At 72.7% G+C, this 21,795-nt stretch carries 22 protein-coding genes; 9 read left to right on the forward strand and 13 right to left on the reverse strand.

Features of this window, described 5'->3' with window-relative positions; genetic code table 11:
* Positions 1 to 51: 51 nt before the first annotated feature.
* Entirely contained in the window at positions 52 to 2,424 is a 2,373-nt protein-coding gene (locus ACQP0T_RS15545; protein WP_433868713.1) for a xanthine dehydrogenase family protein molybdopterin-binding subunit, read from the reverse strand.
* 312 nt (positions 2,425 to 2,736) lie between these two features.
* Between ACQP0T_RS15545 and ACQP0T_RS15550 the strand changes: the two genes are divergently transcribed.
* Positions 2,737 to 4,137 carry an Nramp family divalent metal transporter gene (locus ACQP0T_RS15550; protein WP_345365739.1) on the forward strand — a complete coding sequence of 467 codons (1,401 nt, stop codon included), beginning with the start codon at positions 2,737 to 2,739 and terminating at the stop codon, positions 4,135 to 4,137.
* A 47-nt stretch (positions 4,138 to 4,184) separates the two neighbouring features.
* On the opposite strand, the gene ACQP0T_RS15555 is transcribed toward ACQP0T_RS15550, so the two are convergent.
* On the reverse strand, positions 4,185 to 4,949 hold the full coding sequence (locus ACQP0T_RS15555; protein WP_433868714.1) for an SDR family NAD(P)-dependent oxidoreductase: 765 nt from the start codon (positions 4,947 to 4,949) through the stop codon (positions 4,185 to 4,187).
* A gap of 145 nt (positions 4,950 to 5,094) precedes the next feature.
* Between ACQP0T_RS15555 and ACQP0T_RS15560 the strand changes: the two genes are divergently transcribed.
* Positions 5,095 to 5,586 (forward strand): GNAT family N-acetyltransferase, encoded by a 492-nt coding sequence (locus ACQP0T_RS15560; RefSeq protein ID WP_433868715.1) that lies wholly within the window; start codon positions 5,095 to 5,097, stop codon positions 5,584 to 5,586.
* Here ACQP0T_RS15560 and ACQP0T_RS15565 read toward each other — a convergent pair.
* A complete protein-coding gene (locus ACQP0T_RS15565; protein WP_433868716.1) occupies positions 5,550 to 6,443 on the reverse strand; it encodes an oxygenase MpaB family protein in 894 nt (297 codons plus the stop codon). The two genes, ACQP0T_RS15560 and ACQP0T_RS15565, sit on opposite strands and share 37 nt — an antisense overlap.
* A 129-nt stretch (positions 6,444 to 6,572) precedes the next feature.
* Between ACQP0T_RS15565 and ACQP0T_RS15570 the strand changes: the two genes are divergently transcribed.
* From ACQP0T_RS15570 to ACQP0T_RS15580, 3 genes are all read left to right on the forward strand, one after another.
* Positions 6,573 to 7,763, forward strand: a complete 1,191-nt coding sequence (locus ACQP0T_RS15570) for a TetR/AcrR family transcriptional regulator (protein WP_433868717.1) — start codon at positions 6,573 to 6,575, stop codon at positions 7,761 to 7,763.
* 137 nt (positions 7,764 to 7,900) lie between these two features.
* Positions 7,901 to 8,710, forward strand: a complete 810-nt coding sequence (locus tag ACQP0T_RS15575) for an oxygenase MpaB family protein (RefSeq protein WP_433868718.1) — start codon at positions 7,901 to 7,903, stop codon at positions 8,708 to 8,710.
* Positions 8,711 to 8,734: 24 nt separating this feature from the next.
* Positions 8,735 to 9,616: an oxygenase MpaB family protein gene (locus ACQP0T_RS15580; protein WP_433868719.1), complete on the forward strand. Its 882-nt coding sequence runs from the start codon at positions 8,735 to 8,737 to the stop codon at positions 9,614 to 9,616.
* 234 nt (positions 9,617 to 9,850) lie between these two features.
* Here ACQP0T_RS15580 and ACQP0T_RS15585 read toward each other — a convergent pair whose 3' ends face one another.
* Positions 9,851 to 11,512, reverse strand: a complete 1,662-nt coding sequence (locus ACQP0T_RS15585; RefSeq protein ID WP_433868720.1) for an acyl-CoA dehydrogenase family protein — start codon at positions 11,510 to 11,512, stop codon at positions 9,851 to 9,853.
* 183 nt (positions 11,513 to 11,695) lie between these two features.
* Between ACQP0T_RS15585 and ACQP0T_RS15590 the strand changes: the two genes are divergently transcribed.
* Together ACQP0T_RS15590 and ACQP0T_RS15595 are read left to right on the forward strand one after the other, a co-directional pair.
* On the forward strand, positions 11,696 to 12,184 hold the full coding sequence (locus tag ACQP0T_RS15590; RefSeq protein ID WP_433868721.1) for a SixA phosphatase family protein: 489 nt from the start codon (positions 11,696 to 11,698) through the stop codon (positions 12,182 to 12,184).
* 64 nt (positions 12,185 to 12,248) lie between these two features.
* On the forward strand, positions 12,249 to 13,049 hold the full coding sequence (locus ACQP0T_RS15595; RefSeq protein ID WP_433868722.1) for an acyl-CoA thioesterase domain-containing protein: 801 nt from the start codon (positions 12,249 to 12,251) through the stop codon (positions 13,047 to 13,049).
* A 37-nt stretch (positions 13,050 to 13,086) separates the two neighbouring features.
* Here the strand turns inward: ACQP0T_RS15595 and ACQP0T_RS15600 are convergent, their stop codons facing one another.
* From ACQP0T_RS15600 to ACQP0T_RS15615, 4 genes are all read right to left on the reverse strand, one after another.
* Positions 13,087 to 13,203 carry a lasso RiPP family leader peptide-containing protein gene (locus ACQP0T_RS15600; RefSeq protein ID WP_433868723.1) on the reverse strand — a complete coding sequence of 39 codons (117 nt, stop codon included), beginning with the start codon at positions 13,201 to 13,203 and terminating at the stop codon, positions 13,087 to 13,089.
* A gap of 158 nt (positions 13,204 to 13,361) precedes the next feature.
* On the reverse strand, positions 13,362 to 13,739 hold the full coding sequence (locus ACQP0T_RS15605; RefSeq protein WP_433868724.1) for a peptidoglycan-binding domain-containing protein: 378 nt from the start codon (positions 13,737 to 13,739) through the stop codon (positions 13,362 to 13,364).
* A 261-nt stretch (positions 13,740 to 14,000) separates the two neighbouring features.
* The gene (locus ACQP0T_RS15610; protein WP_433868725.1) at positions 14,001 to 14,207 is read right to left on the reverse strand and encodes a DUF397 domain-containing protein; all 207 of its coding nucleotides are present in this window, start codon (positions 14,205 to 14,207) and stop codon (positions 14,001 to 14,003) included.
* 27 nt (positions 14,208 to 14,234) lie between these two features.
* Positions 14,235 to 15,041, reverse strand: coding sequence for a helix-turn-helix domain-containing protein (locus ACQP0T_RS15615; protein ID WP_433868726.1), 807 nt, complete (start codon positions 15,039 to 15,041; stop codon positions 14,235 to 14,237).
* A 260-nt stretch (positions 15,042 to 15,301) separates the two neighbouring features.
* Between ACQP0T_RS15615 and ACQP0T_RS15620 the strand changes: the two genes are divergently transcribed.
* On the forward strand, positions 15,302 to 15,487 hold the full coding sequence (locus ACQP0T_RS15620) for a hypothetical protein (protein WP_345365690.1): 186 nt from the start codon (positions 15,302 to 15,304) through the stop codon (positions 15,485 to 15,487).
* 63 nt (positions 15,488 to 15,550) lie between these two features.
* On the forward strand, positions 15,551 to 16,042 hold the full coding sequence (locus ACQP0T_RS15625; RefSeq protein ID WP_433868727.1) for a hypothetical protein: 492 nt from the start codon (positions 15,551 to 15,553) through the stop codon (positions 16,040 to 16,042).
* Between the two features lie 94 nt (positions 16,043 to 16,136).
* Here the strand turns inward: ACQP0T_RS15625 and ACQP0T_RS15630 are convergent, their stop codons facing one another.
* The 5 genes from ACQP0T_RS15630 to ACQP0T_RS15650 all read right to left on the reverse strand — a co-directional run bounded on the left by ACQP0T_RS15630 (position 16,137) and on the right by ACQP0T_RS15650 (position 21,792).
* On the reverse strand, positions 16,137 to 16,601 hold the full coding sequence (locus ACQP0T_RS15630; protein ID WP_433868728.1) for a hypothetical protein: 465 nt from the start codon (positions 16,599 to 16,601) through the stop codon (positions 16,137 to 16,139).
* A gap of 2 nt (positions 16,602 to 16,603) precedes the next feature.
* On the reverse strand, positions 16,604 to 17,557 hold the full coding sequence (locus tag ACQP0T_RS15635) for a ribonucleotide-diphosphate reductase subunit beta (protein ID WP_433868729.1): 954 nt from the start codon (positions 17,555 to 17,557) through the stop codon (positions 16,604 to 16,606).
* On the reverse strand, positions 17,554 to 18,876 hold the full coding sequence (locus ACQP0T_RS15640) for an MFS transporter (protein ID WP_433868730.1): 1,323 nt from the start codon (positions 18,874 to 18,876) through the stop codon (positions 17,554 to 17,556). The genes ACQP0T_RS15635 and ACQP0T_RS15640 overlap by 4 nt, the downstream gene beginning before the upstream one ends.
* Before the next feature lie 243 nt (positions 18,877 to 19,119).
* Positions 19,120 to 20,445, reverse strand: coding sequence for an MFS transporter (locus ACQP0T_RS15645; protein ID WP_433868731.1), 1,326 nt, complete (start codon positions 20,443 to 20,445; stop codon positions 19,120 to 19,122).
* A gap of 459 nt (positions 20,446 to 20,904) precedes the next feature.
* On the reverse strand, positions 20,905 to 21,792 hold the full coding sequence (locus ACQP0T_RS15650) for a LysR substrate-binding domain-containing protein (RefSeq protein ID WP_433868732.1): 888 nt from the start codon (positions 21,790 to 21,792) through the stop codon (positions 20,905 to 20,907).
* Between the last annotated feature and the right edge of the window lie 3 nt (positions 21,793 to 21,795).

Genomic DNA, 21,795 nt, shown 5'->3' on the forward strand with positions numbered 1-21,795 from the left:
CGCGGTCCCGCCGCGAGCCGTTGGGCGCTCGCGGCAGGATGCGGGACGTGCTCAGACGACGGCCTCGTCCGGGTCGTCCGGGGTGTCCGCGCCGCGCTCGGGCAGCACGGCGAACGCGGCGGGCGGCTCCTGCCACGGGTCGGGCAGCGTGCCCTCGCGCGCGGCGCTGATCGTGCTCCACACCCGCTCCGGCGTGGCGGGCATGTCGACGTGCCGGACCCCGAGGTGGCGCAGCGCGTCGACCACGGCGTTCTGCACCGCCGGGGTGGATCCCACGGTCGCGGACTCCCCGATCCCCTTGGCCCCCAGCGGGTTGCGCGGCGTGTCGGTCTCGGTGTTGTGGGCCTCCAGGGACGGCACGTCCGCCGCCGAAGGCATCGCGTAGTCGGCGAGGGTCGCGTTGCCCGGGTTGCCGTCGGCGTCGAAGGTGACCTGCTCCCACAGCGCCTGGGCGATGCCCTGGATCGCCCCGCCGTGCTGCTGCCCGCGCACGATGAGCGGGTTGAGCACCCGGCCGCAGTCGTCGACGGCGATGTGCCGCACCGGCCGGACCAGCCCGGTCTCGACGTCGACCTCGACCACCGACACGTGCGCGCCGAAGGGGAAGGTGGCGCCCTCGGGCGTGAAGTCCACCTGCGCGGCGAGGCGCTCGTCGTTCTCGGCCGCCGCGGTGACCACCTCGGACCAGCTCAGCGTCGCGGTGGGCACCCCGGCGACGCCGAGCGCGCCGTCCTCGGTGACCTCGATGTCGTCGACGGCGGCCTCCAGCCGGGTGGCCGCCAGCTCCTTGGCCCGCTGGAGCACCGCTTCACCGGCCCGCCGCACGGCGCTGCCGCCGAGCTGCAACGAACGCGAGCCACCGGTGCCCGATCCGCGCGGCACCTCGGCGGTGTCGGACTGGACGAAGGCGATCGACTCCATCGGGATGCCCAGCACGTCGGAGACCAGCATCGCGAACGACGTCGCGTGGCCCTGCCCGTGCGAGGAGGTGCCCACCTTGATGCGGGCGCCGTCCGGGAGCACCTCGACCTCGGCGTACTCCCCGTCGCCGCCACCGGTGATCTCGACGTAGCTGCTCATCCCGATGCCGAGCAGCACGGTCTCCCCGGCCTCGACGCGCCGGGCCTGCTCGGCCCGCAGCGCCTCGTAGTCGGCCTGCCGGAGCGCCTCGGTCAGGGGCAGGTCGAAGTCCCCGCTGTCGTAGTTGGCGCCGACCACGGTGCGGTACGGGAAGTCCTCCGGCGCCAGGAAGTTCTTCCGCCGCAGCGCCGCCGGGTCCATCGTCAGCTCCGCGGCGGCGAGGTCGATCATCCGCTCCAGCATCGCCGCCGCCTCGGGGCGCCCGGCACCGCGGAAGGCACCGACGGGGGTGGTGTTGGTCAGCACCGCCACGCCGTCGTAGCTGATCCGCGGGATCCGGTAGACGCCCTGGGCCATCATCCGGGTCGGTCCCAGCGCCAGCGCGCCGCCGAAACCCGCGTAGGCGCCGCAGTCCCCGACCACCCGGCAGCGCAGGCCGACGATGGTGCCGTCGGAGCGCAGCCCGAGCTCGGCGTACTGCACCTGGGCCCGGCCGTGCGGCATCGCCTGGAGGTTCTCGGAGCGGCCCTCCACCCAGCGCACCGGGCGCCCGAGCTCGCGGGCCACCGCGACGGCGACCACGTGCTCCGGGATCGCCCCGGCCTTGCCGCCGAAACCGCCGCCCACGTGCGGGGCGATCACCCGCACCCGCTCGATCGGCCAGCCGAACGCGGCGGCGAGCCCGGCGCGCAGGCCGTGCGGCATCTGGGTGGAGACGTGCACGACGACCTCGTGCTCGGCCCCCGGACCACCGGGCACCACCGCGATGGCGTTGCCCTCCATGGGCACCACCGCGACGCGCTGGTTCTCGATCCGGGCCCGCACCACCACGTCGGAACCGTCGAGCACGTCGGCCCCGGCCGGATCGCGGAACCCGGCGGCGACGTTGGTGCCCAGCTCCGGGAACTGCCGGGGCGCGTCGGGGTCCAGGGCCTGCTCCGGATCCACGGCGACCGGGAGTTCCGCCAGGTCGACGTCCACCAGCTCCACGGCGTCCTCGACCGCCGCCGCGCTCCGCCCGACCACGACCGCCACCGCCTCGCCGGCGAAGCGGACCCGGTCGGTGGCCAGCGGCGTGCGCGAGCACGCGGGGTTGAGCTCCAGGAACGGGGGCGGAACCGGCAGTTCCAGGTCCGCGGCGGTGAAGACGGCGACCACGCCGGGCGCCTCGCGCGCGGCCGAGGTGTCGATGTCGTTGATCGTCGCGTGCGCGAGCGGCGATCGGACGAAGCCGATGTGCAGCAACCCGTCGACCGCGAAGTTGGGGACGTAGGTCCCGCCGCCGCGCAGCAGTTCGGGGTCCTCGACCCGCTGGACTTCGGTTCCGAGCAATGAACCCACCATGATCGGCAGCCTATCGCCACCGGCGTCCGCGGTCAGCGTCCTCGCGCGATCACCCCCGACCGGGTCCCGGACCGTCCACTGCGGACGTTCGCGCCGTTCCGGGCGCGGCGCGCCCGGAATCGCGCTGGTCGGCCGCATCGCCCGGCCTCGGCATCCGGCCCGCGACGAGCGGGTTTCGACTGCGCATCGTCCGTTGACCCACCCGGAGTACCGCTGTAGTTTTCACATACGAGCCCACGATTTCACACATGTGAAAACTTTGCTCGAATGCGTGACCGCGGGCCCAGCCCGACAAGCACGAAGGAGTGCTCGATGGGGACACCCGTCGCTACCAGTGACGACCCGTACGTGCTCACCGCGGACGGGATCAAGGAACCTCCCAAGGGCTGGCGCGCCAGCCTGCGCTACCTGGGCCCCGGCCTGATCGTCAGCGCCTCCATCGTCGGGTCCGGGGAGCTCATCGCCACCACCGCGCTCGGTGCCCAGGTCGGCTTCGTCCTGCTGTGGATGGTGATCCTGTCCACCGCCGTGAAGGTGGCGGTGCAGGCCGAACTCGCGCGCTGGACAATTATCACCGGCAAGCCCGCGCTCACCGGGTTCAACGACGTGCCGCCGAAGATCGGGCGGCTGAGCTGGATCAACGTCCTGTGGGCGCTGATGGCGCTGTCCAAGCTGCTCCAGGTCGGCGGGATCGTCGGCGGCACCGCGGCGGCCCTGAGCGTGCTCGTCCCGGTCGGCGGTGAACCGCTGAGCTTCACCTCCCTGGCGGTGTGGACCGCGATCGTCGTCGCGGGCAGCATCGCGCTGCTGATCTCCAGCGGCTACACCGTCATCGAACGCGGCGCCTTCGCCCTGGTGGCGGTGTTCTCGGTGGCCACCGTGGCGATCGCGCTGGGCCTGCCGTTCACGCCGTTCAACTACGGCGGCGAGGACGTGCTGACCGGCCTGACCTTCAGCATCCCGGTCGGCGCGCTCGGCGCCGCGGTGGCGATGTTCGGCATCACCGGCGTCGGGGCCGACGAGATCACCTTCTACACCTACTGGTGCGTGGAGAAGGGCTACGCCCGCTGGGTCGGCCCGCCGGACGGCAGCGAGGAGTGGGCGCGCCGCGCGCAGGGCTGGATCAAGGTGATGTACAAGGACGTCTTCCTGTCCTGGGTCGTCTACACCGTCGGCACCCTGGCCTTCTTCATCATGGGCGCGGCGGTGCTCAACCCGCAGGGCCTGGTGCTCGAGGGCAACGACATGATCGTGACCCTCTCGCAGATGTACACCGACGTCATCGGCGACTGGTTCGGCACCGCGTTCCTGATCGGCGCCATCGCGGTGCTCGGCTCGACGCTGTGGGCCTCGATCCCGAGCTGGTCGCGGATGTACGCCAACCTGATGGCCACGATGGGGCTGCTGGACTGGACCGACGCCAAGGCCCGCGCCCGGTCGATCCGGTTGTTCACCGTGCTGCTGCCGATCCTGTGGGGCGCGGCGTTCCTGTTCATCAACTCGCCGGTGGTGATGGTCCAGATCGGCGGCGTGATGACCGGGATCTTCCTGCCCGCCGTCGTGGTCGCCACCTGGTACCTGCGCAACACCCAGGTCGACAAGCGGCTGCACGGGTCGAAGGCGTTCAACGCGCTGCTGGTGGTCAGCAGCGTGGCCATCACCCTGGTCGGGATCTACAGCCTGCTCAACGTGTTCGGGTTCAGCCTGGGTTGAGGCACCGGCCGGTGGGGCGCCCGGGCGGGGCGCCCCACCACGCCCGGTCAGCGCGGCGCCATCCGGATCGCACCGTCGAGCCGGATGGTCTCGCCGTTGAGGTACGGGTTCTCCACGATCCCGCAGGCCAGCGCGCCGAACTCGGCGGGCCGGCCCAGCCGCTTGGGGTTCGGCACCGATTCCTCCAGCGAGGTCCGCACGTCCTCGCGGAGCCTGCCCAGCAGCGGGGTGTCCATGATGCCGGGGGCGATGGTGCAGACCCGGATCCCCTTGCTCGCCAGGTCCCGGGCCGCGCACAGCGTCATCCCGACGATGCCCGCCTTCGACGCGGTGTAGGCGATCTGCCCGATCTGGCCGTCGAACGCCGCGACCGAGGCGGTGAGCACGATGGCACCGCCCTCCCCGTCGATCGGGTCGTGCCGGGCGATGCGGGCGGCCCCGAGCCGCAGCGCGTTGTAGGAGCCGATCAGGTTGAGCTGGACGACGTCCTCGAAGGGCTCCAGCGCGCCGGGCGAGCCATCCTTCTCCACCAGCCTGATCCGGGCGCCGCGGCCCGCGCAGTGCACCACCGAGCGCAGCGGGCCGAACTCGTCGGCGGCGTCGAGCGCGACGGCGAACTGCTCGGCGTCGGTGATGTCGGCCGCGGCGAACCGCGCGCTCCCGCCGAGCCGCCGCGCCTGCTCCGCGCCCGGCGAGGAGGGCAGGTCGATGAGCGTCACCTTGGCCCCGGCCTCGACCATCTTCTCCGCGGTCGCCAACCCGAGGCCCGAGGCCCCACCGGTCACCGCCGCCGACATGCCGTCCAGACGCATGAGCAGTTCCCTCCCGCAACGATGCTTTCCGGCAATTCAACGAGCCGCCGCGCGCGGGGGTCAAAGTCGGCTCGGCGAACGGTCCCGTAGGCCGCGCCTATGCCGGAAGGCGGTGCGGCTTCCCCGGGAGCCGATCACGGGCAGAATGCACCGCGTGGAGGACTGGACGATCGAGGCGGTCGAGCGCGCCGACCCGGACCGCGCCCTGCTGCTGCGGGAGTACACCGGCGAGATGGCCGGCCGCTACTACGGCCGGCCCGCCACCGAGGCCGAGGTGGACGCCGCGCTCGCCGAGGACGGTTCGGACGACCTGGTCGCCCCGACCGGGTTCCTGCTGGTCGCCCGGCATCCCGACGGACTCGCCGGGTGCGTCGGCCTGCGGCTGTGCCCGGAGGCGATCGGCGAGGTGAAGCGGATGTACGTGCGGCCGGGTCTGCGCGGGCGCGGGCTCGGCGGGGCGCTGCTGGCCGATTGCGCGCGGCGGGCGGAGCGGCTCGGGGTGCGCACGCTGCGGTTGGACACCCGCGGCGACCTGGTGGAGGCGCGCGGGCTCTACGCCAAGCACGGCTTCCGCGAGGTGCCCGCGTTCAACGCCGGCCGCTACGCCGAGCACTGGTTGGCCCGCCCGGTGCGCTGACGCCACCGGGCGCGCAGGACCACGGCGTAGGCCAGCGGCGGGTAGCGCAGCGGTTCCGGCAGCACCCGCATCACCGCCCGGACCACCCCGGCGAACCGCCGCAGCCGCCGCTCGTCGGCCGAGGTCCACACCAGCCCCAACCGGTCCCGCAGCTCCTCGGGCAGGATTCCGACGCTGGTCAGGGTGACCACCCGTCCGGCGGGTCGCATGACGAGGTCCCAGGCGCGGCGCGGGACCAGCGGGTGCGGCGGGGCCGGGTGGGCCAGGCTGTCCAGCACGTCGCGGGTGGACTGGTTGGACTCCAGCACCTCGTGCACGACCTCGTCGAACCACCGCGAGGCACCGGCCCAGTCCGGCGGCATGTGCCGGTCGCGCACGTGCAGCGCCCGCCCGACCGCGCGGAACTCCTGCCACATCCGCTCGGTCTCGTCCTCGGTCATCGGTGTGCCGAACCAGGCGGCGGTGTCGACCATGAAGCGGGCCAGGGTCAGGTGCACCCAGGCGTAGGCCGCCGGGTCCAGCGCGTGGTACTCGCGCCCCTGCTCGTCCACGCCCCGGATGGTGCGGTGCACCCGCCGCAGCCGGTCGCCCTCGACCTCGGCGCCGTGGCCCAGTCCGTAGACGAAGCGCATCGTGGACAGGTGCGTGCGGAACGCGCGCGACCAGGGCGTGTTGCGGAAGTCGGAGTGCTGCCGGACCCCGGCCCCCACGACCGGGTGGGCCACCTGCAGGAGCAGCCCGGTGCCCGCGACGAAGACGCCGGGCAGTGCGGCGAACCGCCGCCAGGTCTCCGACTCCGGGCCGGGCAGGCCCGCGCGTTCCGGATCGTCCACGATCGCCACCACCTCGGTCCGCACCGCGCGAATCCTGATTAACAATGCGAGGGCGCGTCCGGCCTGTCAAGTGCGTTCGCGCACGCCGGAGCCCCGCTCGGAGCGAGTAGAGTCCCCACGAGCAGGACCTGCGCTCGCGACGGAGGGATCACCATGACGTCCTCGGCAGCGACCCGGCGGCGCTCCGCCGACCGGCGCGCCCAGCTCGCCGCCATCGCGGCGGAGCTGTTCTGCGAGCGGGGCTACCACGGCGTCGGGCTCGGTGAGATCGCGGCGAGCGCGGGCATCAGCGGCCCGGCGATCTACCGGCACTTCCCCAACAAGCAGGCGATCCTCGCGCACGCCGCGCAGGACTTCGCGCTCGCGCTGACCGACTGCGTCGAACGCGCCGCCGAGCATCCGGGCGATTCCCGGGAACGGCTCACCGCAGCGCTGGAATCGGTGGTGCGGCTGGTGGTCCGGCGCCGGGGCGGCGTCCGGCTCTACCAGTGGGAGTACCGCCACCTCGCCGCCGAGCACCGCACCGAGGTCAGGCGCGCCATCCGGTCGTTGATCGGCGCCGTGGCCCGGTCGCTGCGCCAGGTCCGGCCGGAACTGGACGACGGGGCGGCGGCGCTGCTGGCGTCCGTGGCGCTGAGCGGGATCGCGAGCTGGTCGACGCACCGCGCCGCGGCCACCGACCGGGCGGCCGAGCGAGGTCTGCTGGCGGTGGCCTGGACCGCGCTCACCACCCCGCTGCCCGCCTCCCCTCCGGTACCCGGGCCCGAACCGGTCGCAGCGGGATCGGTCGCGGTGCACGCCTCGCGCCGGGAGAAGCTGCTCGCCGCGGCGGTGCCGCTGCTGCGCACCCGCGGCTTCCACGACGTGAGCATGGAGGAGATCGGCGCGGCGGCCGGGATCAACGGATCCAGCGTCTACCGGCACTTCAGCGGCAAGGGCGACCTGCTGGCGGCGGTGTACTACCGCGCGACCGAACGGCTCGCGGCGTTGACCGAGCACGCCCTGCGCGACGTCGCGGACCCGGACCTGGCCGTGGAGCGGCTGGCCTCGGCCTACACCTCCTTCGCCTTCGAGCACCGCGACCTCGCCGCGGTCTACCTCTCCGAGTACCGCAACCTGCCCACCCCGGACCGGCACGCGCTGCGCCGGGCGCAACGCGACCACCTGCGGCGCTGGGTCGCGCTCGCCGCCGAGGTCCGGCGGGACCGGCACGCCGGGCGCACGCAGCTCGCCGCGTACGCGGCGGTCAACGTCATCAACGACCTGGCGATGGCGGGCACCCGCGCGGCCGGGCCCGAGCACGCGGCGCACCTGGCGCTGCGGATCCTCCGGTGCGCCGACTGACGGACCGGGCCGCCTCCGCCGGTGGTGAACCCGGCATCGCACCGCTCCCGACGGGACCTTGGGCCATTCCGGTGTTGTCCGCGCTGTTCAGCCACCATTGCCTTCCCCTCAAGTTAATCCGGATTTACAGTGGTCCCATGCCTTCCAGACCGCGTGCCGAGAGCGCCGCGATGCACCGGGTCGTGCGCGAGGGAGCCATCCTGGCCGGCGGGGCGCGGGCGATCCTGCTCCAGATCGCCGTACCGGGGATCGGGCGGGGCGTCCACGAGCACAGCGACTTCGCCTACCGGCCGGTGGAACGGCTGCGCACCACGCTGACCTACGTCTACTGCATGACCTACGGCACCGACGAGGAGGTCCGCACCGTCACCCGGCTGGTCAACCGGGTGCACGGCAAGGTGCGGGGACCCGGCTACCGGGCGATCGACCCCGAGTTGCAGCTCTGGGTCGCCGCGACCCTCTACGACACCGCGACGCTGCTCCACGAACGCCTCTTCGGCCCCCTCGACGAGGAGACCGCGGACCGCGTCTACCAGGAGTACGCGGTGCTCGGGACCGCGCTGCAGGTGCCGCCCGAGCTGTGGCCCGCCGATCGTGCCGCGTTCCGCGCGTACTGGGACGACGTGGTGGCCACCACCGAGGTCACCGACGACGCCCGCGCGGTCGCGCACGACCTGCTGCACCCGTCGGTGGCGCCGCGGTGGGTGCGGCTCTCGATGCCGCTGCTGCGGTTCCTCACCGCGGGCATGCTCCCGCCCCGGCTGCGCGCCGAGTTCGGGCTGACGTGGGACCGGCGCAGGCAGCGCCGCTACGACGCGCTGTTCGCGGTCGCCGCCCGGATCTACCCGAAGCTGCCGCCGGCGCTGCGGGAGGCGCCCAAGGAGCACTACCTGCGGCAGATGCGCCGCCTGATCGCGCGGGGACGGGAACCGATCTCCGCCGCGTGAGCCCCGGACCCGCGGAGGACGACGATGAAGCGCTTCGACCGGCTGGAGCACATCCTCAGCCTCGACCCGGACGACGACTGCGAGACGATCTACCGGCTGCTCGCCGAGCTCGAATTCCCCTGGGACATCACCAGGGCGCTCGAACTGGCGCTGTTCCGCACCTACGCGGTGCCCAGCATCGGCCGGCTGCTCGACCGCACCGGGCAGTTCACCGGCTGCCCGCAGCGCCGGTACGACGACACGGTGCTGGTGCTCTACGAGATCTTCCACGGCGGCGCGGGCAGCGAGCGCGGCGCGGCGGCGCTGGCGCAGCTCAACACCATCCACGGCGCCTACCGGATCAGCAACGACGACTACCTCTACACCCTGGCGACCTTCGTCGTGGTGCCGGTGCGCTGGCTGGCCGAGTTCGGCTGGCGGGAGCTGCACCCGCGCGAGGTGCGCGCGATGACCAACACGATGCGCCGGCTCGGCGACGGCATGGGCCTGCACGACATCCCCGCCGACTACGCGGAGTTCGAGCGGCTGCTCGACGACTACGAGCGCGACCGGTTCGGGTTCGACCCCGGCGGGCGGCGGGTCGCCGACGCGACGCTCGACCTGCTCGCCTCCTGGTACCCGCGACCGCTGGCACCGCTGGCCCGGCGGGTGCCGCAACTGCTGATGGACCCGCACCTGCTGGAGGCGCTGGGACTGCCGGTCCCGGCGCCTCGGCCGCGGGCGCTGGCCCGGGCGGCGCTGCGGCTGCGCGCCGGGCTGGTGCGGCTGGGCCCGCCCCGGTCCGCGCAGCGCCCGGTGCGGCCCGAACCGCCCTCCTACCCCGACGGCTACCGGATCGACGAGCTCGGCCCGAGCGCGGTGCGGCGCGGCCGTTCCGGGCGGGAGCACGCGGTCACACCAGCCTGATGTCGTCGACCAGCCAGCGGTCCCCCTCCCGCTGCAAGATCATCCGCATCCGGGTCCGGTCGATGCGGGGTTCGGGGCTGTTCAGGTTGGGCGGAGCGGATCGGCACCCTGATCGCCGGGATCGGCCTGGTCTACGGCACCGCGCGCACGTCCCGGCAGGGGCCGTCCCGCCGGGGCAAGCGATTGCTCGACGACCACTTCACCGCGCTCACCGCGATGGCCCCGGCACCGTAATCAGGCGAGGTCCTCGGCGGCGACCGGCCCGCCGTCGACGAGGACCTCCAGCAGCGGCAGCACCTCCGGGGCCGGGTCCCCGTCGAGGTGGCGGAGGTAGGCGGTGGCGACCAGCAGCTTGCGGTAGCCCAGCCCGGTGCGGGCCTCGTGGTCGGCCTGCTCCAGCAGCAGCGCGGCCATCAGCGTGGTCGCCGCGCGGGTGGTGAACCCGCCGCAGGCAGCCTGGGCGTGCTCGTCGCCGCCGGACAGCAGGGCCGCGCCCTCGGCGCGCAACCGCGCCACCGCGGGCAGCAGCCGCTCGGCGGCCGCGGCCACGTGCGGATCGGCGAGCCCGGCCAGCTTGTCCCGGGCGGTGTCGGCCAGCAGTTCGTGCGCGGCGTCCTTGCGCACGCAGCGCAGCACGTCCAGCGCGATGACGTTGCTGGAACCCTCCCAGATCGAGCCGAGGTGGGCGTCGCGCACCAGCCTCGGGTTGATCCAGTCCTCGATGTAGCCGTTGCCGCCGCGCACCTCCATCGCCTCGCCGGTCACCGTGCGCGCCGCCTTGCACAGGTGGTGCTTGGCGATCGGGGTGAGCACCCGGATCAGCCGACGCGCCCGCTCGTCCCCGGCGTCGGCGCGGTCGAGCTCCGCGGCGGCCTCCAGCACCAGGCCCAGGCCGGCTTCGGCGACCAGCAGCATCGGCAGCAGGGTGGCGCGCATCAGCGGCTGGTCGAACAGCGGGGCGCCGAAGGCCACCCGCTCCCGGGTGTGGGCGGTGGATTCGTGCACCGCCCGCCGCATCAGCGCCACGGCGCGCATCGCGTTGGACAGCCGGGAGACGTTGACCATCTCGGCCATCTGGAGGAACCCGCGGGAGAGCTCGCCGACCGGCGTCGCGACGGCGTCCTCCAGGGTCACCTCGCCGCTGGCCATCGACCGGCTGCCCATCTTGTCCTTGAGCCGGTCGATGCGGATGCCGTTGCGGCCACCGCCCGGTCGCCGCTTCGGGACCAGGAACATGCCGAGACCGCGCGTTCCGGACGCGCCCCCGGGGACGCGCGCCAGGGTGAGCACGACGTCGGCGTCGACGTTGGAGGCGAACCACTTCCGGCCGCGCAGCACCCAGCGCCCGTCCCGGCGCACCGCTTCGGTTGCGGTGCGCCCGACATCGCTGCCGCCCTGCTGCTCGGTCATGAACATCGCCCCGGTGCGCAGGTCCGCGTACCGGGTGGCGGTGAGCCCGTCGATCTCGGCGCCGAACTCGCCACCCCCGAAGCGGCGCAGCACCCGGGCCGCCGAATCGGTCATCGACACCGGGCAGAACAGGCCGAACTCGGCCTGCACGAACACGTAGGACAGGGCGTACTTCACCACGTGCGGCACCGGCATCGGCCAGCCGTGCACGCCGCCGCGGTGCGACATCGCGGCGAACCCGAAGCGCTCGAAGGCCAGCCGGGACATCTCGGCGTAGGCGGGGTGGTACCGCACCTCGTCGATGCGCTCGCCGCGCGGGTCGTACTGCCGCAGCTCCGGCGGGTTCGCCTCGGCCACCGCGGCCAGCTCGTCGAGTTCCCCGCCGGCCACCGCGCCGACGTCGCGCAGCACCGGTTCCACCCGCGCCACGTCGGTGTAGCGGGCCAGCAGCGGTCGCAGCGCCGGGTCCGGATCGGCGAAGTTCATGGTGGCAGCCCTTTCCCGCGTCGTTCCGGGAACGCACGCTTCCACCGCGGGACGCGGGCTGTCCAATACGGAATCGGGGCCGGGGTGAGAGCTTCGCCGACTCAATCGACCGGACGCGCCCGGCAGCGGTGGACGCCGTACGGTGGGGGACGACGCCGTCCGCACGACCCGGGGTGACCCGCGATGACCGATCCGCAGCGCAGGCTGGTGCTCCTCCGCCACGCGAAGGCCGCGTGGCCGCGCGACGTGGCCGACGTCGACCGGCCGCTGACCGACCGCGGCCGGACCGACGCCGCGGCGGCCGGCCGCTGGCTGGCGCAGCACGACCCGGCGATCGAGGTGGTGCGCTGCTCCACGGCGGTGCGCGCCCGGCAGACCTGGCGGCTGGCCCACCCGGAGATCCCGGCCGCACCGCAGGTGGACCACGACGAGCGGATCTACGCCGCCTCGCCCGAACAGCTCCTCCAGGTGGTCCGCGCGCTGCCGAGCACCGCGATGACCGCGCTGCTCATCGGCCACAACCCCGGGCTGGAGGACCTGGCCGGGCTGCTCACCGGCGAACCGACCGAGCTCCGGACCGCCGGGATCGCGGTGCTGCTGATGCGCGACGGCTGGGCCGAGGCCGGGCCGGAGCAGGCCGACCCGGAGACGACGGTGACCCCGCGGGGCTGACCGGCTCTGGATCTTCCCGGTCCCACGGCCTATCGTCCAGGCGACGGGCGCAGGAGGAGGACCGATGGCCGGAACCGACGACGCGGTGGCGTTCTTCACCGCCGAGGCGGAGCACCTGGTGCCCGCCGCGCACGCGAACAGCCCGTGGGCGCCGGAGATGCTGCACGGCCGCCTGCTCGGCGGGTTGCTGGCCCGCGAGCTGGAACGCGCGCACGGCGACCCGGAGCTGCACTTCACCCGGTTGACCGTGGACCTGTTCCGCAACACCGGGATGGTGCCGGTGCGGGTGGACAGCGAGCGGATCCGCGACGGCAGGCGCATCCGGGTCGCCGACGCCACCGCCTACGCCGGGGACAAGCCCGTCGCCCGCGCCAGCGCGGTCCTGCTGCGCCGCACCGGACAACCCGCCGGCGCGGTGCGGGCCACCCCGGCGTGGGACGCCCCCACCCCGGACGAGCTGGGCCCGGCGCCGCGGCGCCACGGGGAATGGCCGCCGCCGTTCGACGCGTGGTTGCTCGACGACGCGGGCGTTCCGTCGACCTGGGACGGCGGGCGGGTCCGCCGCGCCTGGCTCCGCGAGCGGCACCCGCTGGTCGACGGCGAACCGACGTCCCCGTTCGTCCGGGCCGCGCTGGCTGCCGACTTCGCCAGCCCGCTGGCCCACTTCGGCGACCGCGGGCTGGAGTTCATCAACGCCGACTACACGCTGGTGCTCGGCCGGTCGCCGCAGGGCGAGGCGATCGGCCTGGAGGCGGCCGGGCACATCAGCGAGGACGGCGTGGCGGTCGGCGACTGCACCGTGCACGACACCAGCGGTCCCCTCGGCCACTGCACGGTCACCGCGGTCGCCAACCGGACACCGTGACGGCCCGGTCCCTCCCGGAACCGGGCCGCGGTGCCGGTCAGGCGAAGAACAACGAAGTCCCGTCGTAGAACCCAGTCCCGAAGCCGAGGGTGTCGGTGCGGAACGCACCGACCTCGATCAACTCCGGAGCCGTGTACCTGTTCTCCTGCCGCATCGTGCGCCTCCCTGCGATGGGTGCGGTGCCCGCGATCCGGGCACCGCACCCATGATCGACCCGGACGCGGGCACCACCACCGGCAACGGCACGGAACCACTCGCCCACCGCAGTTCCGCCACCCGCGCGGTCGCCCCCGCGCACGATCGAGTCCCGCGCTAGCGCCGCGGATTGCAGCCGGTGGCCGTCAGCCAAAGCATGTTCCGGCGCGTGTCGGGGCCGTACACGCCGTCATCGGCGATACCGGCCTTGCGCTGGACATTCACGACGGCCGATCGGGTCGCCGAGCCGTAGATCCCGTCCCGCACGATGTTCTGACCGTTGCACTGGTTGAGCGACCGCTGCAGGACCTCCACCGCGAGACCGGCATTGCCCACTCCGAGGACGCATTCCCAGGAACCGCTCGCCGTCGAGGGGAGGTACATGTAATTGCTGGTGCACGACGGCAAAGCCGCTGCGGTTCCGCTCTCGGTAGCCGCAGCGGCGCCCGTCACGAGCGTGGCGGAGAAGAGGGCGGCCCCGGCGGTGGCAGCCAACGCCCGTACTGCTCGATGCATGCGAACACCCTTCGCTAGTGCACCGGAGAACCTTGCGGCCCGTTCCGGTGGAGCCGCCTGTTCGGCTCGGGAACGGACCTTGCCGAACTTCGCGAACAGGACTTACCAGAACGGCCCCGCTTCACCGGAACGGCCCAGCCGCCGGGATCGCGCGCCCGCGACGTCACCGCGCGGCCGGGAGCAGACGCACGAGCGCCCCCACCTCCACGACGGAAGCGGGGGCGCTGGATCGCGGTATGCTCAGCCGAGCTCGCCCGACTTCACCCGACCCAGGAACGCCGCGAACGCGGCACCGCTGAACTCAAGCATGGGGCGGTTCAGGTCGGCCGCTTCCTTCGTGTCACGGATGGCCGCGCCCGTCGTGGCGAACCCGACTTCGACGCAGTTGCCGTTGTTGTTGCCCGACCGGCTGGACTTGCGCCAACGACTGTAGTGCTGTTCGGGCATCGTGTGCCCCTTTCCTGTCTGCTCGCTTCACTGGGCGTTGGACGCCTCGACCATCATCCCGCGCGAGTCCTCCGGGCTCAACGAAAGTTGATCGAGTGTGTCCACGATGACCGTAAACCGGTCAACATCTCCGGGATCTTCCTGGTAGATGGCGCCGCGTTCGTGCTCGACGTAGACGAATGCAGGTGCTCCCTCGTCGGGAAATTGCATCATCACGAACGAACCGAACATCGCTGGATGAGGTCCAGCCGAAAACGGGAGGATCCGCAGGGCGACATGGTCGAGCTTCGACGATTCAATGAGCTTTTCCAGTTGCCCACCCACCACAGCCGGGGTTCCTACCGGTCGCCTGATCACCGCTTCATTGATGTAAAAGTGAAGGCGGGGCGGGTGGTCACCGTCGATCCGTTCTTGACGCTCGCGCCGTAGCTGCACGCTGCTCTCGATATCGTCATCCGTCATGTCCGGCCGCGTGGCCCGCAGAAGTGCGCGGACGTAATCAGGAGTCTGAAGCAGCCCGGGAACGTACTCAGCTTCGTAATTCCAGAGGTCGAGTGCGTCGGCTTCAAGCCCGACGAACTGCCGGAACCAGTCGGGCACGGTGTCGCGGTACGCCGTCCACCATCCGCGTTGGTTCGCTTCACCGGCGAGGCGGAGCAGGTAGTCGAGGCGCGCGGCGTCCACATCGTAGAGCTGGCCGAGTGCGCGGACCGTCTGCACTTTGATGGCCGACTTCCCGAGCTCCATCTTGGAGACGCCGGGATCACCCACGTTGAGCCACTCAGCCGCGTCCCGAAGCGTCTTCCCGGACTGGTGCCGTAACTGGCGCAGCATCGCGCCGAGCTGACGTCGCCGCACGCTCGGACCAGGTCGTTTACTCACGCGAACCTCCACCGGGTGATCAAGGGCGCTCGCCAGTCTCCCATGTACGCGACATGGCCGTGATCGTTCCATCGAACGGGTGCACAAGCACTGGTCCACTCTTTCGCGCCTTGTTTGCAAGACATGTCCTGTGTGAATCTCGCTGCCTGATGTTGTCGACGGTTGGTATCCCATCGGCTACCCGCCGACTACCGCACGAGGGATGTGGTCCCATGACCGACCCGGCTACCGGCGTCATGGTGTGGTGCGCGACGGTGCTCGTCGTCGCGCTCGCGCTGAGCCTGACCGCCACCCTGTCGATCCCCCGCGACCCGGATTGGTGGGTGCTGCTCCGGGGCATCGCCGCCGGGAAGCGGGCTCAGCTCCGCCGCCTCCTGCGGGGTGGTCGCCGTGGGTAGCGCGCTGCTCGCGAGGGTGCTCGGCGCTACGTCCCGTCCCACCGCTGGTCAGGGGCGGCCGGTATGCGGGTAGTGCTGGCGCGCCGCCGCGGTGCGGAACGCGGTGGTCCTCCGGAGGTCCACGCCTACTGGCGCCCCGACGACGACACCTCCACGGCGGCGTGGTGGGCGCCGTGCGGCGCCAAGATCACGCCGGAGAACGCCGAGCTCGTGCCGCGCTTCGCCGGTGCGCCGTGCGACCGGTGCTGGCTGCTCGTCGCCCTCGGCAGCGACGCGGCCCCGGTCGGCCGGGACGAGTTCGCCCGCGCGGTCCCCGAACCGGCCGCAGCGCCCGAACCGGTCGCGGCACCCGATCCCGCCCCCGGCGCGGAGTGGGCGGCGTCCTGGTCGATCCGCGCGACGCACGCCGTCGAACCGGGCGCTCCGCGATCCACCCTCTACGGCCGCCCGGTCGTGCTCGCGCGCTGCGGCGAACTCGGCTGGGGCCCGATGGCCCCTCCCCCGGGATGGCCGCTGTGCGACGGGTGCGTCCCGATCACCGGGGCGCGGACGTGACCGGCACCCGTCCGCGCCCCGGTCACCACGGCCCGGAGAACCTGTCGGTGTCAGGGACAAGACGACCAACGCCGACGGGTACCACGGCCCGCGCTCAGCCGGGGGTGGTCGGGGTGGGGTCGGTCGGGAGGCTGGCCGGGATGCGGCCGATGGCGGCGACGGTCTCCACCACGAAGTACACGGCGCGGAAGAAGTGCAGCACGTCGCCGCGCACCAGCCGCAGCCTGCGGTACATCACGAGCCGACCGGTGTCCTCTCCCGCGAGCAGGTCCGCCCACACCTGCGGTCCGGCGGTGAGCACGTAGTCGGCCTCGGGCCGCTCCGGGCCGCGCACCGACTCCGCGACGCAACGACCTTCCTCCCAGCACAGCACGAGGTAGCGGGACGCACCGGGTTCGTCCCAGCCCAGCGCCCAGGACGCCGTGTGCTCGGCGCGCACCCGGTCGATCCACTCCCAGTAGGAGGCGAGCTTGGTGGCCCGCAGCGACTCGTCGGCACCGGCGTCGGCGACCTCCCTGGCCCGCCGCGCCCACTCGGGGCTGAACAGCCGAGCAACCACGTTCACCCTCCCGCGAGTTCGGGTTCGATCCGCGCGACCATCTTCTCCACGTCCGGGGCCAGGTCGATGCCCACGTCGTTGAGCTTCATCCGGAGCTGCCGGATCATCAGCCCCCGCACTTCCTCCGGCGTCCAGCCCAGCGCCTCCAGCGCCACCCGCCTGCTGGTGGCCCCGTTGATCGCCAGGATGGTCCGCAGCGTCTCGTGGATCTCCAGCAGCAGCGCCGGGTCCTCGTCCACCGCGTCGCGCAGGAACCGCATCCCGCCCTGCACGTGCCGGGCCTCGTCCCGGCAGGTCGCGGTGAAACCCGCGTAGTAGGCGGGCAGCAAACCCCGGTCGCGGCAGTAGGACAGGGTGATCTTCATGACCGACAGCGCCAGCACCCCCTCGATCCAGAGGAAGTAGGTGGTGCCGTAGCGGACCCGCAGCACCGGGTTCTCCGGATCGGCGCGCAGCTCGTCGGCCTGGTAGGCCAGCAGCCCGAACGGTCCCACGAAGGTCTCCGCGACGTGGTGGAACGAGGCGTCCAGCACCTCCTGGATCGACTCGCCGGGCAGTCCCACGACCTCCCGGTAGAACCGGTCGAAGAACAGCGTGTGCCGCGCCTCGTCCTCGATCTGGCTGGACATGTAGATCCGGGATTCCTCGCTGCCGCCGAGCATGAACACCGGCAGCTCGACCTCCACCTGCCGCTCGCCGTGGTGGAAGCCCGAGGAGATCGACACGAACGCCTGCCGCTCCTGCTCGGTCATCCGCTCGGTCCAGTCCTCGCGGTCGCGGGTGAAGTCCAGCTCGTAGACGTCCCAGCGCTGGCGCAGGTAGCGGCGGTAGAGGTCCAGGTAGCCGGGCAGCCGCTTGAGGTCGCGGTGCACGTAGTCGAGGACGTCGTCGATGTCGACGGCACCGATGCCTGCCAGGTCGGTGCCCTCCACCAGCGCGTCCGGCGAGGTCGTCATCTCGGTTCCCCTTCCCGTTCCGGGACCGCGACGGCGTCGGGCGGCGTCGTCCGGCGCCACGGCCCGCGGAACAGCAGCGTGATCGGCAGGAACGCCACCAGGCACAGCAGCGCCACCAGCATCCAGGTCGACCAGTCGGTCGCCGCCACCACGCGCGGCAGCGCGAACAGCACCAGCACCGCCACCACGCGGGTCAGCAGCGAGAACACGCCCCACGCGGTGCCCTGCAAGCGCGGATCGAGGTCCTCGGTGTTCTCGGAGAAGTTCGCCATCCACGGCGCGTAGGCGGTGCCCATCCCGGCGCCGAGCAGCGCACCGGCCACCAGCAGGTGCACCACGCCGACGTCGTCCCGCGCCATCAGGACGCCGAAGTAGGCCGTCATCAGCACCGCGATCACCGTGCCGATCGCGATGAACGGTTTGCGCAGCTGCAACCGGTCGGAGAACCGGCCCACCGCGATCAGGGTGCCCAGGTTGAGCACCCAGAAGCCGCTCATCACCGACGACGCCGCGGCGGCGCTGAGCCCGAAGGTCTCGGCCAGCATGGTCTGGCCGAACAGCGACAGGGTCAGGTACAGCACCAGCCACACCGAGATGCCGACGACGTGCGCCCACATCACCGGATGCCCGAACAGGTCCCGCGACCGCGGCGCCCGGTCGGTGCGGACCTGGCCCACCGCGCGCTGCTCGGTCTGCTGGATCCGCGCCCGGAGCTGCGGGGACAGGTCGACGATGTTGCCGGCGATGACCAGCGAGACGATCAGCGAGACGGTGCCCATGATGATGAACTGCGAGCGCCACTGCCCGTCGAACAGCGGCAGCGTGGCACCCGCGATGGCCGCCGCGAGGAAGTTCGCCCCCACCGGCCCCCAGGTCCAGAACGCGAACGCCTGGGCGCGGCCGAGGCGGGGCGAGAAGTCCCGGACCAGCGGGGCGGACGCGGCCATCACCATGCCGTCGACCACCGACAGCGCGGCCCGCGCGAACAGCAGCTGCCCCGGGGTGGTCACCAGCGTCATGCCGTAGCACATCAGGGCGGTGACCAGCAGCAGCGGCACCAGCAGCCGCACCCGGCCCACGATGTCGGTGAGCCTCCCCCCGGCCATCGCGGCGACCGCCCCGGCGATCAGGGCGATCGCCGACACCGAACCGTAGGTCACCAGGCTCATGTCGAGGTCGTCGAGCAGCAGCGGCACGACGGGGGCGATCTGGCCCTCGTAGGAGCCGATCAGGCTCGCCAGCACGGCCATCGCGAGGATGCGCAGCCGTCGCGAGCCGGTGGGGTATTCGGCGAGTTCACGCCGGTGGGGAAGCACCATCGCTCCCGCCTTCCGCGAATCCTCGGTAGCGCCGGGTCGTCGCCTGCGGACCTCCTCCTGGGACCGACGATCTCCAGCCAGAGTCACCACCGCATCGACCGGCTGTCAAGCCCCGGCCCTGCGATGCACCCGAACGCGGGCGCCGCAGTGTCCACTGTGGCCATCGGAAGCGCGGCGAACGGGGCGGAACCGCGACGGCCTCAGGCCGCCCGTTCCGCCCCGCAGGTTGAGTGGCGCAGCCCCTCAGACCCGGGCGGGTTCGCGGGCCGGGGTGAGATCCCACCGGTGCCTGCGCAGCACCACCGGCACCTCGTCACCGCGGGCCGCGGCGTCGAAGACGACCGCGCGGGCCCGCCGCCACCACACCAGCGTGCGGTGCGCGGCGAACAGCAGCATCGCCACCAGCACCAGCATCGCCACCCGGTACGCCTGCCCCGCGGGCAGCCCGGAGGCCAGTTCCAGCACCACGCCGACCGACAGCACGCCCAGCGCGGTGGCGGTGTGCCCGCCCGCGTTGGCCACCCCGGTCGCGGTGCCGACCTGCTGCACCGGGTTGAAGTCGCGCACCAGCGCGAAAGCCACCGCCGACACCGGACCGCCGAGCGCGAAGACCAGGAAGGCCACCCCGATCACGCCCAGCGGCGGGCGCCCGCCCGGCCAGGCCAGCAGCACCGACCAGCTCAGCGCGTTCGTCGCGAGGTAGCCGACCACGATCCACATCCGGCACTGCGGGCGGCTGCCGATCAGCGCGCCGACCACCGGGCCGCCCACCACCTGACCGACGATGAGCACGCTGAGCAGCACGCTCGCCGTCGCGGCGGGCACCCCCAGCCCCGCCACGAGGTACGGGAACCCCCACAGCAGGGTCAGCGCGCCCGAGGCGAACAGGGTCGCGAAGTGCACCCAGAACGCCAGCCGGGTGCCCGGCACCGACCACGCCGCGGTCACCTGGCCCAGCAGCGCCGCCGCGCCCCGGTCCCCGACCGGCACGCTCATCGCGCGGTCGCGCACCACCGCACCGGTGATCGCGGCGTAGCCGAGGGTCAGCGCCCCGACCAGCAGGAAGGTGGCGGTCCACCCCATGCTGCGCAACGCCGCCGCCAGCGGGAACGTCGCCGCCACGCCGCCCAGCGCCCCCAGTCCGCTGGAGATCGTGGCGACCAGCGCGTACCGGCGGGGTGAGAAGTGCGTCGCGACCAGCCGCAGGATGCTCACCCACATCAGCGCGTCGCCGGTGCCCAGCACCGCGCGCGCCAGCAACCCCATCGGGTAGGTCGCCGCGACGGCGAAGAGCACCTGACCGGTGCCCAGCAGCAGCACCGCCGCCGTGATCACCTTGCGGGAGCCGAAGCGGTCCACCAGCAGACCGGTGGGGATCTGCATCGCCGCGTAGATCCCCACCTGCAGCACCGTGAACGCGCTCAGCGCGGCGGGCCCGACGTCGAAGCGCTCCAGCGCCGTCGGGCCCGCGACCCCCAAGCTGCCCCTGTGAAACACCGCGGCGAGGTAGGCGACCACCGCCGCGCCCCAGATCCACCAAGCCCGACTCCCCGGTCGGTCGGCAGCCACCAGAATCCTCCTTGTTCAGCTGTGGGACCGCACCGCGCGGGCGGCGATCGCGGGAGCTCCGGTGTCCCGCGCGCGGACCCCGGCCTCACAGCGCGACACGGCCCGGGGTTCGCGCGAACCCGTTCTCCGGCGCGGTCCGCGTCGGCGGAGCCCGGATCGCGCGTCCGGCTCCACCCACTACGTCGCCGGACGCGGGCGCGCGGTTACCCCGCCACGACGTGCATTCCGCCACATCGTCCCCAGTGGACACCCCGCGGCACCGCCGCGCAGGGCGAAGCGGCGAAGCCGCTTCCCACCGAGCACGCAACCGGCACCGCCGCGGGTTCTCAGCGGCCTTCTCGCGAGGACAGCCGCGACGCCGTGTACTAGTGGGCACATCAGGAACGGCTCCCGCAGCGAGAAGGCCGCTGAGGTTCCGCCACCGGCACCGCCGCGCAGGGCGAGCACGCCGACGCACCCTCAGAGTTCGGCGACGACCTCGTCGAGCAGCCCGACGAGCCCACGCAGCGCGGGATTCGGGTCGTCCTCCCGCCAGGCCAGCGCCAGCGGCACCACCGGGGCGTCGCGCACCGGCAGCAGCACGACGCCGGGCACCTCCAGGTGTCCGGCCGACAGCGGCACCAGGCCGACACCGGCACCGGCGCCGACCAGCGACAGGATGGTGTGCGTGTCCGGGGCCTCCTGCACGAACTCGGGCCGGAATCCGTGCTGCAGGCAGGCGGCCTGGACGACCTGGTTGACGACCGAACCGCGGTCGGCGGGATAGCTGATGAAGCCCTCCTCGCGCAGGTCGGGCAGCACCACCTCGGCGTCGCCGGCCAGCGGGTGCCCGGCGGGCAGCGCCGCCGCGAGCGGATGGCGCTGCAACTCGCGCACCCGCAGCCCGCTGGCCGAGATCGGCAGCCGGAGCAGTCCCGCGTCCACGTCCTGCCGGTTGAGCAGCCCGACGAGTTCTCCGCCGAGCAGCGGGCTGACGATGTCGAAGCGCACCTGCGGGAAGCGCTCCCGGAACTTGCGCACGATGAGCAGCAGCACCTGGTACGACGTCGGCCCGCTGAACCCGAGCCGGATCGAGCCGATCTCCCCCGCCGCCGCCTGCCGGGCCACCCGCGGCGCGGCCTGCGCCGCCTTGAGCGTCTTGCGCGCTTCGACCAGGAACGCCTCTCCCGCCGCGGTGAGCGCCACCTGCCGCGTGGTGCGGTGCAGCAGCGCCACGCCGACCTCGTGCTCCAGGCGCTTGATCTGCTGGGACAGCGGCGGTTGGGACATGTGCAGCCGGACCGCCGCACGGCGGAAGTTCAACTCCTCCGCGACGGCGATGAAAGCCCGCAGATGGCGCAGTTCCACGCG

The organism is Saccharopolyspora sp. CA-218241 (genome assembly GCF_050954615.1).
GTDB lineage: Bacteria > Actinomycetota > Actinomycetes > Mycobacteriales > Pseudonocardiaceae > Saccharopolyspora > Saccharopolyspora cebuensis.

Coding starts and splice junctions, on each gene's coding strand:
- ACQP0T_RS15580 (WP_433868719.1), top strand. CDS start 8,735: ATGAAGCGCTTCGACCGGCTGGAGCACATCCTCAGCCTCGACCCGGAC.
- ACQP0T_RS15575 (WP_433868718.1), top strand. CDS start 7,901: ATGCCTTCCAGACCGCGTGCCGAGAGCGCCGCGATGCACCGGGTCGTG.
- ACQP0T_RS15600 (WP_433868723.1), bottom strand. CDS start 13,203: ATGCGGCAGGAGAACAGGTACACGGCTCCGGAGTTGATCGAGGTCGGT.
- ACQP0T_RS15610 (WP_433868725.1), bottom strand. CDS start 14,207: ATGCCCGAACAGCACTACAGTCGTTGGCGCAAGTCCAGCCGGTCGGGC.
- ACQP0T_RS15615 (WP_433868726.1), bottom strand. CDS start 15,041: ATGCTGCGCCAGTTACGGCACCAGTCCGGGAAGACGCTTCGGGACGCG.
- ACQP0T_RS15640 (WP_433868730.1), bottom strand. CDS start 18,876: ATGGTGCTTCCCCACCGGCGTGAACTCGCCGAATACCCCACCGGCTCG.
- ACQP0T_RS15590 (WP_433868721.1), top strand. CDS start 11,696: ATGACCGATCCGCAGCGCAGGCTGGTGCTCCTCCGCCACGCGAAGGCC.
- ACQP0T_RS15570 (WP_433868717.1), top strand. CDS start 6,573: ATGACGTCCTCGGCAGCGACCCGGCGGCGCTCCGCCGACCGGCGCGCC.
- ACQP0T_RS15550 (WP_345365739.1), top strand. CDS start 2,737: ATGGGGACACCCGTCGCTACCAGTGACGACCCGTACGTGCTCACCGCG.
- ACQP0T_RS15620 (WP_345365690.1), top strand. CDS start 15,302: ATGACCGACCCGGCTACCGGCGTCATGGTGTGGTGCGCGACGGTGCTC.
- ACQP0T_RS15585 (WP_433868720.1), bottom strand. CDS start 11,512: ATGAACTTCGCCGATCCGGACCCGGCGCTGCGACCGCTGCTGGCCCGC.
- ACQP0T_RS15595 (WP_433868722.1), top strand. CDS start 12,249: ATGGCCGGAACCGACGACGCGGTGGCGTTCTTCACCGCCGAGGCGGAG.
- ACQP0T_RS15545 (WP_433868713.1), bottom strand. CDS start 2,424: ATGGTGGGTTCATTGCTCGGAACCGAAGTCCAGCGGGTCGAGGACCCC.
- ACQP0T_RS15625 (WP_433868727.1), top strand. CDS start 15,551: ATGCGGGTAGTGCTGGCGCGCCGCCGCGGTGCGGAACGCGGTGGTCCT.
- ACQP0T_RS15560 (WP_433868715.1), top strand. CDS start 5,095: ATGCACCGCGTGGAGGACTGGACGATCGAGGCGGTCGAGCGCGCCGAC.
- ACQP0T_RS15555 (WP_433868714.1), bottom strand. CDS start 4,949: ATGCGTCTGGACGGCATGTCGGCGGCGGTGACCGGTGGGGCCTCGGGC.
- ACQP0T_RS15635 (WP_433868729.1), bottom strand. CDS start 17,557: ATGACGACCTCGCCGGACGCGCTGGTGGAGGGCACCGACCTGGCAGGC.